The organism is Crossiella sp. CA-258035 (genome assembly GCF_030064675.1).
Taxonomy (GTDB): domain Bacteria; phylum Actinomycetota; class Actinomycetes; order Mycobacteriales; family Pseudonocardiaceae; genus Crossiella.
Window position 1 is genome coordinate 5,214,976 of the sequence record NZ_CP116413.1, and the last position, 16,038, is coordinate 5,231,013.

At 66.8% G+C, this 16,038-nt stretch carries 4 protein-coding genes; all 4 read right to left on the reverse strand.

Going from position 1 to position 16,038, the window contains the following annotated elements:
* Window positions 1-351: 351 nt before the first annotated feature.
* The 4 genes from N8J89_RS23895 to N8J89_RS23910 all read right to left on the reverse strand — a co-directional run bounded on the left by N8J89_RS23895 (window position 352) and on the right by N8J89_RS23910 (window position 15,990).
* Window positions 352-4,671 (reverse strand): ricin-type beta-trefoil lectin domain protein, encoded by a 4,320-nt coding sequence (locus tag N8J89_RS23895; protein ID WP_283659231.1) that lies wholly within the window; start codon window positions 4,669-4,671, stop codon window positions 352-354.
* Between the two features lie 302 nt (window positions 4,672-4,973).
* Window positions 4,974-6,164 (reverse strand): SMI1/KNR4 family protein, encoded by a 1,191-nt coding sequence (locus tag N8J89_RS23900; RefSeq protein ID WP_283659232.1) that lies wholly within the window; start codon window positions 6,162-6,164, stop codon window positions 4,974-4,976.
* Complete coding sequence (locus tag N8J89_RS23905; protein ID WP_283659233.1) at window positions 6,139-14,808, reverse strand: LamG-like jellyroll fold domain-containing protein; 8,670 nt, start codon at window positions 14,806-14,808, stop codon at window positions 6,139-6,141. The genes N8J89_RS23900 and N8J89_RS23905 overlap by 26 nt, the downstream gene beginning before the upstream one ends.
* A gap of 786 nt (window positions 14,809-15,594) precedes the next feature.
* Complete coding sequence (locus N8J89_RS23910; protein WP_283666235.1) at window positions 15,595-15,990, reverse strand: RidA family protein; 396 nt, start codon at window positions 15,988-15,990, stop codon at window positions 15,595-15,597.
* Window positions 15,991-16,038 lie beyond the last annotated feature (48 nt).

The window sequence follows — 16,038 nt, forward strand, 5'->3', positions numbered from 1 at the left end:
GGCCAGCTGGCTCTGCCACAGCTTGGCTACCACCTCGAGGTATGCGAGGCCGCGGATCGTGTGCGAACGCCAGGACGCGGAGGCGCTGGAGCGGCGGTACCCGTAATACCACACGAACACCGGTCTGCCGGAGACCGGTCGGCAGTGGTAGGCCGAACACTGGAACGACTGATCAACAGGGTCCGACCGGTGCTGTGACAGGCCACAAGAGCGTTCATTTACGCTGGTCAGACCCCGCAGGAACGCGAAAGCGGTAAGACCAAGTTCGCACCCGTTCGGTGAAGGTCCTTCGTTACCTACGGCTGTGGGGTGACTGCGTCCGCAGCCACCCCACGATCAACCAGAATCCACTCAGGCTGCCCTGGCGGTCAGCCCCCAACGTTGCTGCGGCGGCGCATGGCAGTCCCACAGGAACACCCGGTCACCCCTGCCGGCGTCCAGGCACTTGTCGGACTGGTTGTTCACCAGCGTGCCGTCCGGGCGCATCGCCCACTGCTGGGCGTTGTCGCCGTTGCAGTCGAACAGGCGCACCGTGGTGCCGTTGCCGGTGCCACCGTTCTCCACGTCCAGGCATCGACCATAGGCGCGCAACGTGCCGTCGTTGTGCAGGGACACCGACCAGTTCTGCGCGCTGGTGCCGTTGCAGGACCACACCCAGACCTCGTTGCTGCTGGGCGTGCCTCCCTTGACGTCGAGGCATTTGCCTTCGGTACCGTCGATGACGTGCGTGGTCGCGGTGCCCTGCCGCAGGATCTGGGCGGCGAACCGCCAGGTCTGCGTCGGCATGCCCGTGCAGTTCTCCAGCGTCAGTTTGGCGCGTTCCTCCCCGGAGGCCGAGGTCAGGCACAGACCTGAGGGCGGGTTGACCAGCGCGCCATCGGGACGCAGCTCCCACTGCTGGGGCTTGCCACCGCTGCAACTCCAGAACTTCACCGCGGTGCCCGGTGTGGTGCCGCCGTTTTGCACGTCCAGACAGCGGCCGTAGGCGCGGATGGTCTGATCCTCCACCATGCTCCAGGTCTGCGCCTTGTCCGCCGAACAGCGCCACAGCCACACCTCGGTGCCATCGGGGTTGCCGTCCACGACGTCCACGCACTGGTTGTTCAGCCCGACCAGCGCACCGGTGGTCGCCTTCTTCAGGCGCGGCTGCCACACCTGCTCAGACCGCCCCGTACACGGTTGCAAGTCGATCCCGGCGCCATCCGTGGTGCCCGTGGCATTCATGCACAGGCCGGATCTGACGTTGACCACGCTGTTGTCGGCACGGACGATCCACTGCTGAGCGTCCGACTCGTTGCAGGCCCAGAGTTGCACGACCGTTCCCGGCTGAGTCGCCGCGTCACGCACGTCCAGGCACTTGCCGAAGTCTCGAACGGTGCCATCCCCCGACAGGGTCCAGGACTGGGCGCGCTCGTTGTTGCAGCCCCACAACTGGACCCTGTTGATCGCCGGGTTGCCGTCGGTGACATCCAAGCACTTGCCGTTGATCCCGGCGAAGGAGCCGACGCCAGTGACGGCGTTGCGCCGCACCCGGATGTCCCGGAACCGCACCTGGCCCACCGCACCGGTGTTCTGCACCCCGACGAAGCTCGGCGTCATCACCCGGGCGGGGTCGGCCACGGCGTGCTCGTTCACCTTCTGTCCATTCAGGACAACAGTGATCTTGTTACCTGACACGGTGATCTCGTAGGAGTTCCACTCCCCGGCCGGCTTTTGTGCCGAAGCCGAGGGGGGCGCCAAGCCGACCAGCCCACCGGTGCGCAGGGTCGCTTGCGCGTCGCGCGGGCCGATCTGGACCTCCACGCCGCGATCCCGCGGAATGACGGCGTTGCCGACCGGATGCGGGAAGCCCACGAACACGCCGGAATCGGCGTTGTCGTCGGCGGCCCGGTAGTCGAGCTTGACCGTGTAGTCACTGCCGAAGCTGGCGGTGGAGTACCAGGAGACACCCTCGCCGGTGCCCGGCACGAGTTCGCAGCCTTCCTGACGCGCCGTACCGCTGCCTGCCTGTTGCCAGCCGATCAGACTGGTCTCCACCCGGCCGTCGAAGAGGGGGTCGAAGCCGCTCTCCCCGGTCACCACGGGGCAGGCCGCCCCAGGGGTGACCGGCGTGCCGCCGACGAAGTAGCCATTGACGTCCGCCGACACCTGCGCCCGGCCGCGTTCGTTGCGCAAGTTGACTTTTCCGCTGGCGCCCAACGGGGTCAGCGTTGCGGCGGCCATCGTCTGCGCCTGGCCGACGCCGAGCTGGGTCACCGGGTTGCGGCCGAGTTCGGCCGGCGTCAGTGACAGCTCGGTGCCGAGGTAGTCCTCGGTCCCGGTGACGGTCAGCGCCGCCGCGGTCGCTTGGGCGCTGACTCCAGCCAATCCGCCGATCTGCACCGCGGCGGTCGAGGCGTGGCCGAGTGGAGCCTTCGGCAGACCTGTGCCGGTTCGGGTGTCCACGACCCGGGTCGCTTCGCGCAACGCGACATAGCGTCCACCGGGCCCCGGGCCGAACCAGCCAACGACATCAACGATCACGTTGACACCGCCTCGTTCGTTGCGGAGCCGGATCCGGTCGTCCTCCGCGACAGCGACGATGGCGAGGTTGGAGCGCCGCTCACCGCGCCGCAAGTTCAGCGTCGAGGTCTTGTCGAGGGTGCGCGTGTAGGCAGACAACCAGGTCTCCTGGGTGGCCTCCAGCGCGGTGATGTTGACCGCGACCGCGGTGGCCGCGGCCGGAATCCCGTGCACGCCGCGCACGTGCAGGTCGCGCATCTCACCGGCGTTGAGGTGCCCGCGCGGGCTGCCGCCGAAGCCACGGGTGTCCAGCACCCGCTCTGGGGCGAGCTTGGCGAAGTAGTTCGAGGAGCCCGCGCTGGAGAAGTACCCGGCCAGGTCGATGACCACATGGGTGTTGCCGGTCTGGTTGCGCACCCAGACCGTCTGGTCGGTGACGGTGGCGATGACCGACACCGCGGTGAACCCGGTGCCGGGGCGGACCTTGAGGTTGGTGGCGCGGCTGGCTGACTGCGCCGGGTTGGTGGCGAAGACCTCGACACTGGTCTCGGCGTCCGAGCGCGCGGTGACGTTGAGTACGACCGCGGTGGTGTCCAAGGGGATGTCCGGCACTGGAATGCCCATGACCTCCTTGGGGCTGAAGGGCCGCGGCAGGTCGAGGATGCGTTTCGGGTCCGCGAGCGGGGTGTAACCGTTCCCTTCCACCGTCGGCGGCTTGCGCGGATCACCGAGGCTGAGCTTGCCGTTGCCGCGCTGGTTGTCCGGTGGTCTGGTTCCCGCGTTCTCCCGCGCCCTGGTGGTCAGCAGTGCTTCGAGCTGGGCCGCGTCGAGCTGGCTGTTGGCCGACTTGAGCACCGCGGCCGCGCCCGCGACATGCGCCGCGCCCGCAGAGGTCCCGCCAAACGCGCCTCTGCCACCTGTGAACGTGCTGACCCGCGAGTATCCGGCCAGGTCCGGCTTGAGCCTGCCGTCCACGGTGGGGCCTTGGCTGGAGTAGTGCTCCACCGACTCCGCGGTGGGTGTGATCGCACCGACGGCGAGTGCGTACGGCGAACTGGCGGGCTCGGTGATGCTGCCGGCTGGCTGGGGGAACTGGAGTCCGGAGCTGGACTGCACAGCTGACGGGCCCAGCACTGACACCTCGAATGGCGTCGTGGCGGGGGCATTGTGGTTCCGGACGTAGATCCAGTAGGTCGTCGGGACCGAGACCTTCTTCAGCACCACCTGCTCCGTCGGTTCCGCGCCGCCCGCCGTGTCACGCTGCCGGGTCAGGCTGGCGCCCGCTACGGGGTCGTTCTCCCCCGGAGGCTGGTCACTGGTGGTGACGTAGAGATCGAGGTCCTTGGTGGTGGTCGGCCAGGCATCCCAGCGGAGGGAGATGGTGGCCTCCTCGCCTGCCTTCAGGCTCACCGAGTTGCCCTGGGCGGGGCCGCCGCCGACCTCGACCCAGCCGTTGTTGTTGCGGTCCACCGCCTGTCCCGCGTAGTGGAGCTGGGCCTGGTTGCCGGCCGCCACCGCCCAGAGGATGCCCGCCTCGCGGAGCCGCTTGACCACCGCGGCTGGGCTGTCCGGCCGGACACCGCTGCCATCACCACGGCCACTCATGCCGAAGCCGATCGCCGCCGCGATGACCGTGACGCCCTGCTGCTTCAGCCAGTCCGCCGCCGCGGCGAACCCGACGGTGTCATCCACACACGCCAGCACAAGGTCGGCCTCGGGCGCCATGTCATGTACGACCTCGGCGACCTTGGTGCCATGGTCCTCGCTGCGGGTGGAGTCGATGCAGTTGCTGTTGTTCACCACCAGCTTCGCCCCGGTGGGCAGCTCGCCTGCCTGCTGCGCCTCCTGCAGCCCGCCGAACCCGACGTCGACAACGCCGACTTTGACCCCGGCGCCCTTCTTGCCCGCCGCGGCCCACTCGTTGGCCTGTGCGGCGGCCACCCCCTCCGAAGTGATCGCCATCGGCACAGCCCGGTCCGGCCTGCGCACCTGCCGCACCCCGGTCGCCGCGGCCAGTTCGGTCAGTTTCTCCTCGGCGACCGCGGCGCGGACCCGGCCGGCCACACCGCCGGTCACGCTGCCGCCGACCTTGGCCACAGCATCCCGTAACGCCTTGTCCTGGGCTCCGTCGACGTAGACCAAGGACTGGCCGTCCCTGGTCCTGGGCACGGCTTCGTGGGCACCCCGTGAACTGATCTGCGCAGGCCCCGGAACGACCGGCGCCGCTGTCGCCGGAACTGCGACGGCACTCGCCCCCACCGCCATCCCCACGGCCATCACGACTGCACGTCGCAACAATCTCATCTAAACCCCTACATACTCGAAGATGGCCAGTCGGCCAATCATCTGGATTGCGACGGCAGCACGAATCGACCCGACCCGTGTCAGTCACATCGAAATCGGGCGGCTGTCGTCGCGAACCTACCCGCGAGCAGAACTCGCAATATTGCGCACCGACATCATCCCTATTCTCACTCCGGCGCGAAAACGAAGATCGGAAGGTTGCCGAGCTCGGCGGCCGGCGCGGGAAGCATGGAGATTTCTCCGGATTCGTGGCGAAGGTAGCCCAGCAGCACCTCGGACATGGATCGCGAGAATACCTTCATTGAACCGAACTCGAACGGGACCGCGACCACCGGCCATCGATCCGGGTCCTCGCCCAGCGGAGCCCACGCAAGGATCCACTCGCCGCCATCGTCCATAAAAGAACCCCAGGGTAGTAGCCCTCGAGCATCCGGAAAGACAGGCAGCCTGAACAGACGAGACTCGGCGCGTGCCCGAACCACGGAGTCGTAGACCCGGGAAATATTGTCATGCAGATTGAACACACGGTTCGACGCCGTTGGCGAAAAAATTCTGATCCCCAACAACTCACCGGCACCAACAGACTCAACAAACTGCTTGTAGTCCGTTGGCAACACTACAGAAAGGCGATCTTCGACCTCTACCCAGTCAATCTGCCGAGCGTTCCCCGCGCCCTGCAGATAGGAAACGACATCGACGGATCGAACATGGTCTTCCTGCGACAGTTCCCGCATCAACGAAGAACTGTCCCAGTAGTCCGGATTTGGAGAGGTGGCGAGCTCCCGCTGAGGTACGTCGGCGGCAAACTCAACGCCGGTAGCTTCAAACAAGGGGCCAGTGACGCCAGCGGAAAACTGGATCAAATCAGTGCGAAAGTCACCCGAAACAAGGCCGAGAACGAACTCGGACATAGTCCCATGGTACTCGCCCCACCGCTCGAAGTCCGCAGTGGAAAACACCACACTCCACTCATCCGGATTTTCGGACCGGGGAAGCCAGAAGAACTCATGGTTCTCGTCCGTGTCACCCCACGGGATCACTCCTCCGGGCTCCGGGAAGATCGGGTACGGCACCCTTTCAGGTTCGTAGTCTCGCCAACCTTTGGCTCGATCCAAAGTATCAAAGAACTCCCAATGAAAGCTAACCCATGCCGGCTCGCTTTCGATCGGGTTGTTGACACCGACCAACCCACGGAACTTACCCGAGGGGAAAGTCGCCATGAACCTCTTGTAGTCGTCAGGAAGCCTGACGGCCAGTGCCTGCTCCACAGCTTGCCAGCCCTGGAAGGTCCTGAAAGCCCGCTGCCACGAGACCAACTTGGCCAGTTCATAGCTAGCATCCGCCACGTTGACCCGCAACCCTTCCATCATTCGCAAGCACAATGAAGCAGTTTACACCACTCTTCGCGCGAGCCTCGATTTCAACCTGCTCCGGAATATAGGGGTCAATACCGTAGATCGGTTTGACCCTATAATATACCGGCCCACCCTTCAGCATCTTCTTGACCTTGTTTTCGACCTCGTTCAGCATGAGCGGACTGTTGACCTTGCCATACAGCGGAACGATATTCTTCCGTTCGTGCGTACCAAAGAACATGTGCGCCACCAGGTGTCCCTTGACCATGCCCTGACCACGAACAAAACCAGCAGGCGGCTCCGGCTCACGGCGAGGTTCGCCCCGAGTTTTCACGATGCATGCCACAGCACCCACCGCCCGTCCCTGAGCGTCCAGCGGAGCATAAGCAATTCGGTGCCCGACTCGTCCCGAGTGACAGTCGTCGTCATCCCAGTCGGTGCGGTCGGCATTCGGTTTCGACCAGTGTCCGTCCGGCTCTTCCTGGCTGATCCTGATCGACTGATCGATGTACATCCCCGAGGGGTCATACATCTCCGTGAGCACCGAGGCAGCGGAGGTCTCAGAGAGCTGATCAACCACGGTGTCACCTGCGGACAGGACCTGCAGAACCGTCTTCGAGTTCTTCAACCAGTCCGGGTCAGGACGGGGGATCCGGATGCCAGAGCCGCCACCGCCGCCCTTACCACCACCTCCCTTACCACCGCCGCCTCCTCCGCCACCGCCACCGCCGCCACCGCCTTCGGGGCACTTGATGAACAGACACTTGTTGGGAGGCGGAACTCCGCCTGCACGAGTGCCAGTGGCAGTACCGGCCCTCGTGCCTTCGAGGGTCCCTGTCTGCGCTCTAGTCGCTTCTCGCACAAGCGTGATGGCGGCAGCAGCGGCAAGCAGTGCCGCTGCTGCGGCAGCGGCCAGTGCCGCAGCTGCCTGAAGCAGGCCGGGGAGGAACGGAATGGCCCAGACAAAGTGACCGCTGGGGTCGCTGTGACCAATGGGGTTCGCGTTGCCGTAGGCGAACCGGTTCGCCGCGGCGCTCGGCATCGGATCGAGGGTCCAGTCATCCCGGCTGAGGAAGTTCCCGGTCGATGGCGAGTACCAGCGGGCGGTCATGTTGACCTCACCCGAGTCCTGGTCCGTCCAGTCCCCTTGGTAGCCCAGTGGTGATACATCGCCGGTGGTGCTCAGCGTCTTGCCGAAGGGATCCAGGGTCCGGTGGCCGGTCATCGCCACGTTGAGGTAGCGGCCGGTCACGTCGCCGTGCCGGTCGGTGTAGAGCAGCCGCGCGGTGTTGGCCGCCGCGGCGCTGCCACGGTCAGCCAGCGGATTCCCGTCAGGCAACCTGGTGATCAGACGGTTGCCGTCTGAGACGGCCTCGTTGGTGGTGCCCAGGTACTGGAACTTCACCCCGTCGCGGTCGGTGACCCGGTCCAGGCTGTCATAGCCGTACTTGGCGGTGCCGCTGGTGACCATGCGGTCGAAGGCGTCGAAGCCGTAGGTCTTGGTCCGGCCGTTGTCGGTGGTGGACGCCTTGGTGCCACGGGCGGTGTAGGTGTGGGTCGCGCCCGCACCAGTGAGGAGCCGGTTTCGCTGGTCGTAGGTGAAGGTGTCCGCGCCCGCCTTGGTCCGGTTGCCCGCGTCGTCCCACTCGTAGGCGGTGGTGGTGCCGCCGGTGGTCCAGGACTTCAGCCGGGTCGCGCCGTCGTAGGTGTAGGAGTTGGTGGTGATCTCGTTGCGGTTGTTGGTGGTCTTGGTCTTGACCTGGTCGTCGTTGTCGTAGGTGTACTCCACGCCCATCCGGACCTGCACCGGTCCGCCGACGCCATCCACGCTTTCGACGTTGTCGGCGGTCATCCGGCCGAGTTCGTCGTAGTACATGCGCTGGGTCAACTTGGGGGTGACCAACTGGTCGGCCTTGTAGACCTGGCGGCCGACCTGGTCGTAGCCGTACTCGACGGTGCGTCCGGTCAGCGGATCGAACACCGTGGACAGCCGGTCGGCGCCGTCATGGGTGAAGGTCGCCTTGCCCGCGGCGTCGGTGCGCTCGGCCAGCGTGCCGTTGCCGTGGTAGCGGAAGGTGGCGTTGCCCGCGGCGCCCTGGGATTCCAGAATGTTGCCGCGGTCGTCGTAGCGGTAGGTCGTCTCACCGGCGACTCCGGTGATCCGCACGAGCCTGCCCGCCGGGTCGTGGCCGAACTCGCGGGTCGTGGTGGCGACCTCGGCCCCGGTCCCGGTCTCGGTGGTGAGCTGCCCTTGGGCGTCGTAAGTGCGTTCCCGCACAACGCCGCCCGGCGCGGTGATCTTGTTCGCCTTGCCGAGGGCGTTGTAGCTGGTCGTCCAGGTGCGGTCGGCCGGTTCTCGCGCGGTGTCGGTCGCCGGCTCGATCACCGACTCGGCCAGGCCCCAGGAGTTGAAGGTGTACAGCGTGATGTTGCCGTTGCCGTCCACCAGGCGGGTGCGGTTGCCTGCCGCGTCGTAGCCGAACGAGGTGCCGATGGTCTTGCCCTGCTCGGCGTACTCGGTCTGGGTGAGCATCCGGTCCAGCGCGTCATAGCTGAACGTGGTGCGGCGGCCTTCTGGCGTGATCTTCTCGAGCACGTTGCCCCGGGGGTCGTGCCGCATCGTCCACGCGCGAAGCTCGGCACCACCGAAGAGGTGACTGGTGCGGTAGGACCGTCCGATGTGGTCGAAGCTGGTCTGGGTGGTCAGCTCCTTCGGATCCGTCTCGGTGCGCTGCCGTCCGGCGTCGTCGTAGCTGTACCGCCACGTCCGCTTGGTCGGGTCAGTTCGGCTGAGGACCTCGCCCGCCGCGTTGTAGGTCAGCGTGGTCTGCTGTCCTTCCGGGCGGGTGATCGAGACCAGGTTGCCCGCATCGTCGTATCCGTTGCGGGTGGTGAAGAACGCCAGCGGACCGGGATGGCGTTCGGCGACGGTGATGGTGCGCAACCGGTCGAAGTCGTCGTAGGTGAACTGCTTGAGCGCGCCGGTCGGGTCGGTCGTCTCGCGCGGTTGTCCGTTGCTGTAGTAGCGGGTCTCCGTGGTGCTGGGCATCGGTCCCACGGCGGGTAGCGTCGTGGACAGCACTCGGCCGTAAGGGTCGTAGGTGTTGGTGGTGACCTTGCCGGCCTGGTCGGTCACGGTCCTGGGGTTGCCCGCGTTGTCGTATTCGGTGCGGGTCGTCGGGGTGATCGGTGTTCCACCTGGCGGGGTGTAGGCGGGCTGGGTGATCCCGGTCCGCCTGCCCATGCTGTCGAACTCGCTCGCGGTCACGCCGCCTCGGGCGTCGCGGACCTGGGTGAGTTCACCGAAGGCGTTGTAGCCGTTGGTGGTCTCCGGCGCGACCTCCCGCCGCAGCTGACCGTTCTCCCACACATCGACCGTCGGCTCGGTGGTGGTGCTCAACCGCCCGGCCGCGTCGTAGCCGCGATAGGTGAACCAGGATCGCCGGTCCTGCTCGCGCACCACGAGTCCGCGCTCGTCCCGGTGGAAGACCCGGGAGACCACCGAGCCGTTCGCGTTGGTCTCGGCGTCTTCCCGCGAGACCAGGTTCGCCGGGTCGTAGGTGAAGGAGACCGCCTCGACCCGGTTCGGCTCGGCCGTGCCGCTGCGTTCGGTGCGGGTGATGTTGCCGTCGCCGTCCCTGCGGTGGCTGGTGGTGCGGCGGAGCTTGTCCGGATCCAAGGTCGAGCTACTGAGATACCCTGCGGCGTCGTAGGTGTGCGTGGTCTTGACGCCACCGGCGGTGCTCTGCTCGGTCAGGTTGCCCGCCGGGTCGTAGGCGCGCTGCTCGACCGGAACGTCTCGCCGCGCCCCGGTGCCGTCATCGACCTGCATCCTGGTGGAGGAGGCGAGCAGGCCGTCGTCGTAGTAGGTGTGGCGGGTGCGCCGGCCCATGGCGTCGATCGACTCGAACAACCGCCCTGCCGGGTCGTAGGTGTTCGCCTCGTGCCGCAGGAGTCCGTCCGCGGCGGGGTCCTCGGGGTTGGCGCCCTTGCCCGTGGCGGTGCGGATCTTGAGCCTGCCCTCGGAGTCGAACCGGGATGTCCACGTCAGTCCGCTGACATCGGTGACCGCGATCTCCAGGCCCTCGGCGGCGTAGGAGCGCGTCTCGACCGCGCCGTTGGCGAAGGTGCTGGTTTTTGGCCGGTTGTGCTGGTCGAAGGTGTACTCGGTGCGCCGGGGTGCGGTGCCGCCTTGCTCGGTCGGCAGAGTGTCCGACAGCGTGGTCTCCACGACGTTGCCGTCGGCGTCGTAGCGGTAGGTGGTGCGCTGGGCGTGGATCTTTCCGGTGATCGGGTTGAGCACCTCGGGCGCGGTGACCGTCTCGACCTGCGCGGCCGGAGTGTAGGTGTAGGTGGTGGTGCCGAAAGTCCCGCTGGACAGGCCTGACAGCGTTTGGGAGATCTTCCGTCCGGCCCAGTCGTAGTCGAAGCGGGTGCGCAGCTGCGACGGCGTGACCACCTCGGCCAGGTCGCCGTTGCGGCGGTAGCCGTAGGTGGTGGGCTGGGCGCGCCGTCCGGTCTCCTTGATCACCAGTCCGGGCGGAATCGTGCCTGCATCGGTGGCGGCCTCGGATCCGGTGGAGTAGACCCTGGTCTCGGTAACTGGGGCGCCGACACCATGCGGCGCCGGTCGGGTGGTCGTGATCAGTCTTCCCGCGGTGTCGTAGTCGAACGTGGTGCGGTACCGGGTGTCCTTGTCATCAGTGGACCGGGCGTCCGCCGACGAGCGCGGCTTGTCCGCGCGGGGATCCAGCGGGTTGCCCTCCGTGGGCGGGTAGTAGCTGAAGTACTGGGTGTTGCACGACTTCTCCGCGCGGCAGCTCGTCCGGGAGAGCACGTTGCCGCGCGTGTCGGTGGTCGTGGTCGTGCGGAGGTTGTTCTCGTCCACGACGGCCGAGCCGAAGCCCTCCTTGTTGTACTCATAGCTCCGGCTGTGGCCGGCGTGCTCCCGCTTGGTCAGCCTGCCGCCGTTGTCGGCGTCGAAGGTGAAGACCCGGTCGCCGTACCCGGTGGGGGCGCGCAGGAGCACGGTCTTGGTCGCGTCGTTGGCCACGGGCGGGTCGAGCTGCCAGGACCGGCCCACGTTGTCCCGCAACGTGGCCACCCGCTCGCGCGTGTTGTCGTAGGTGAGCTTGGCGAAGACCCGCTTGTTCTCCGGCAGCTCGATGCTGGTGAGCTGGTAGGTCTCCTGGGCGACCGCATGGTGCTGCTTGGCCGCCAGTGCGCCGAGCGCGCGGGTGTAGACGGCGACCTCGTCGATCTGGCCGGAGAAGTGGAAGTCCGCCCCGTTGGTGGCCGGCCAGCCGTGGCCGCGGCCCGCGCCGATGGTCAGGTGCCGCTGGTTGCGGTGGTCGATGGTGCCCCTGATCTCCCCCTGCTCGACACCGTCGAGGTAGAGCTTCTGCCGGTCGATCGCGGCGGAGAGCACCACGTGGTGCCACCGGCCGTCGTTGACCTTGTCCTTGGTGATCACCTGACGCGCGCCCTCCAGGTCGCGCATGGTGAAGCCGCCGTAGAGCAAGCCGTCTGTGCCGACGTAGAGCAAGGGCGTGGACTGGGCCTTGTCCGTTCCACCGGGGAAGGGCTGGTCGCCGTAGCCGGCCAGGACGCCGTCCTGAGTGGTCTTGAACCACAGCTCGACCGAGGCCGACATCGTCTCGGTGGTCAGCTTCTCCGGCAGGGTCAGGTAGCTGACATCGCCGCTGAAGGTCGCCGACCCGTCCTGGCTGCCCGCCGCCGCTCCATCTGCGGTGAAGGACAGGCCGTGGAATGCCGCCGCGTCGGCGCCGTCCTTGCGTGCGGCGACGTTGGCCAGCTTCCCGTTCTGCGGGTCGTACATGCGCCAGTAGCCCTTGGGCCGGTCGTCCAGCACCGAGCTGCGGTAGCGGGACCCGGACTCGTATCCGTAGACGGTGCACTTGGTCGTCTGGCCTGGGGCGCATGCCTTGGTCAGCCGGTCGCCGTCATAGGTGTAGGTCCAGTCCAGTGGCGGGTCGCCGAGTTTGCCCGGTGGGGTGCTGACCTTGATGACGTGGTGGTTCTCCCACTCGAGGTGGATGGCGCGGCCGCTGACCTTGTTCCGGATGGCGAAGATCTGCCCGTCCTGGTATTCGAGCTGTTCGGTCAGGCCTGCCGGATCGGTGATCTCAGTCAGCCGACCGGTGGCGCTGAACACCCACCTGCTCGCCGAGGCGTCCCGCAGGGTGTAGGTGGCTGCGCTGGAGTCGTGCACCAGCGTCGCGTTCTGCCCCATCGGCGGGGCGAAGGACCCGTTGTGGTTCTGGCCGAAACGCACCTGCCTGCCGCTGGGATAGGTGAGCACGATGTTGCCCGACCCGTCCTCGTCCTTGTTCAGGCGCATGTCCAGGCGTGAAGCCCAGCCCGCGCCGAAGGCGGTGTTCCGCCGGGGATCGAGGCTGTTGTAGGTGCGGGTGATGGTCAGGTTGGGACCGATCGTGGGCACCGCGGCGTCGGTGCTGGCGGTGGAGTAGTTGCCCACCTGCGGGTCCAGGCCGGGCGCCTCGCCGGCGTTGGCGGCGCCGGCCAGGTGCGAGGTGATCTGCGGCTGCGGCACGCGGGTGGTCAGCGCGAGTGGGCCGATCCAGTCAGGCGTGGGATCCCAGGTGTCGTGCACCTTCACCCACCAGTAGTAGGTCTTGCTCCATTCCAGCAGACCGGCGGGCGGCGTCCATGCCTGGCGCGGGAGCCAGTCGGTCTCGTGGCAGCCCTGGGTACGTTCAGGGTTGGCGCACAACTGGAACTTGTACTTGAAACCGTTGCCAGGCCAGTTGTCCGAGTCGTTCGGCTCGGCGAACAGGGTGGGGGTGAGTGACTCGACCACGCCGCCGGTGCCCGGCTGCTGGTAGTTGGAGCCGGGCGGCACGTTGCGCACTGTCAGCTCGAAGGTGCCGTAGGGAACCTTGTGCTCGACGAAGAAGTCGCGGTCACTGGGGTCCCACATGGTGAGGAACACCTTGTAGGTGTCCGGCTGGATCCGGGCGATCGGCACGTCGAAGACAACGGTGCCGGAGGGGCCCACATCGTGCGCCGGTTTGAAGACCGGTGAGGTCTGCCGGAACTCGTCACCCTTCTTGATCATGAAACGGAACCCGTAGCCACCGTTCGGGGTCCAGGTGGCCGTGCCCCGATTGGTGGCCACGACCCGCAACCGGCCCTCGCGCGCGTTGTCCGGCACGGTCACGTCAGTGACCTCGAACGTGGCGCCCTGCGGCGCGTAGCTGACATCCAGGTACGGCCGGTTGGTGGCGACCGGGCCGTTGTAGGAGTGGAAGCGCTTGGCCGCGGCGCTGTCCCGCTCGTTGGCCGCGCGCAGGCTCAGACCGTGGAAGCGGCCGGGATTGTGGGCCCAGCTGGTGACGGTGTCGGCATCGAGTGGGAAGACCACCCGGGCCGGACCGCATCCGTTGGCGCCGTGCGCGAAGCTCTGGGTGGCCAGCGCCCGTCCCACGGCCGGTCCCGGCCAGCGCAGATCCGCGCCGCGCCAGGGCTGGTCGACCTCGAACAGGGTGGCCGGGCGAGGCGAGCAGCTCGGCGACCACGTGTTGTCCAGCACCAGCGAGGCGCCGAGGATGTAGTGGTTGCGCAGTTGTGCGCCGAGCTTGCTGAAGTGCAGATAAGAGCGGGAGATCGTCCGCCCACCGTCGGGTGAGCCGATCTTGAGCGACGCGGTTTCACTGCGGTCGCCGTTGGACTGCACGTAGCCGTCGTCCTCGTCCACCTCCAGCTTGCGGTCGAAGGTCGGGTCGACGGTGACCGGGAAGGCACGGCCGGGAGCACGCAGCCACGCCTGGTCCAGTTCCAGGGTCAACACCCAGTTCCCCGCGCCGATCTCGCGCACCGCGTAGCGCACCCCGGTTGAGCGTGCGCCCTCGCCGGTGGCGGCATCGATCCGGGAATCGACCATGAAGCCTGCCGGGATCTGCGCGCGCACCTTGCCCGAGTTGTCCAGCAGCGCGACCTCACCGGATTCCGCACGCAGTTCCGGACGCAACCCCTTGAGCCGCAGGGCAAACTCGTAGGTAGATGACGCCGACGCCGAGTGCAGGACGAGGTCCTCCTTCACCCCGGTCGCGGTCGCGGACAAGCGCAGGTCGACCCCGGGTCGCACCGCCGGATAGGTGATTGAGTTGTCCTGGACCTGGCCGGCAACTGAGGCCGCACCAGTGAGCTGGAAGGAGATGACATGCTCCGGATCCAGTTCGATCCGAGCGAGATCGGCGGCGTCACTGCCGCGCGCCAAGCTTGTCCGCTGCGGAGTGGCCACCGGCCGTAGCCGGGACTCACCGTCCGGGACGAGTTTGAGGTCGATCGGGGCGAACGAGCCATCCTGCTGGCGAACGTGGGCGGGACCGTTGTGGATCCGCAGTGTCTTGCTGCCACCAGCGTGCTGGAAAGTCTGGGTGTTCTCGGTCCGGTCGGCCGGCAACTCGGTGGCCTTGTCCACGGGCGGCTGCACTGGATCGGGCCGGGTCACCACTGGGTTGCGCAACTGCTTCTGGCTTTGTTCGGGGCGACGGATCTGCGGCGGCGCTTCCGCCTTGTCCGGGACGGCGTTGGCGGGCCGGACAACCGCCCGGTCGCCCAGCTTGGCCTGCGCACGGCTGGCCTCGACTGAGCTGGGGGTCACCGGATCCGCGTCGGCGCGATGCTGGCGTGGCGCGCTGGTCGAAGCACCCGCCGGCCACCAGGGCGAGGATTCCCCCGCAGCCGGGAAACTCGCCGAACCGCCCATCTGGGCAATCAACGCGACTGACAGCAGAAATGCCATAGGCACGACAAAAAGCCGCGCGCGAACAAAGCGCACGTGTTGTTCCCCCCTCACCGCGCCGCATTGCTGCGGCAGTGAACCATGCGGATGGCACCCTCACACAAAACGAAGATCAACACTAGCGAAGTGACACCGACCACAGCGAAAGCAGACGAAGACACCCATCCGGCCTATCTCGTCGACGCGACGGAGCAGATCGATGTAACGCTAGGGCAACTTCAGACGATTTAACAAAATTGATCGCGCTGCAGAACCACCGATGATGACTCTGTCTCAGTCCTCTGTAGGTTCAACGACCACTCGACGGCCTTCCAAGCATCTCTTCTCGCCATGACCCAACTCGGAATGTTCCTCGTCGGCACGATCTTCGTAATCTGCGCTTCGGCACCCATTTGGCTTCGGTGACCTGGAGTTCGTCGATGCGGGATGGGCGCCGTCCCTGCTGGAACTACCACACCGGGTTTGGCCTGAAAGAAGCGAGCACCGGACCGCCGACACCCCTACTACGACCCCGACGCGAGCCTGCCGGAGCCCGGATTTCGGATTCCGGACCGATCAGTCCAACACTCTCGCACAGCAATAGGAAGGACTCGCCGTCGAATCCATAGACACCGGTTGTCACCATTCCGCGCGCCGGACCTCGCCTCACGCCACGGCGGTCCCCTCCAGCTCCACCATCAGGCCGGGGATCGCCAACCGTGTCACCCCGAGCATCGTGGTGGCCGGGGCGACCCCGGCGGCGGCCAGTCGCGAGGCCAGCACGCCGTAGTGCGGGAACAGCAGGTCGACGTCAGTCGTGTAGACGTTGAGCCGGACCAGGTTCGCCAGGGACATGTCGGCTGCGCCGAGGACGGCCTCCAGGTTGTCCAGGGTCAGCGCCAGCTGTGCCGCCATGTCACCGGCGTGCTGGGGCTGGCCGTCCTCGCTCATCGCGGTCTGCCCGGAGCAGTACAGGGTCCGGGTGTGCCCGGAGACCAGCTCGCCCTGGTTGTACCCCATGTCCACCGACCACTGCCACGGGTTGACCGCCGTTCGCTGCACTGCCACTTCAGCTCCATCTGGTTCATCGAGGTGCTCTGTCGCGATGAA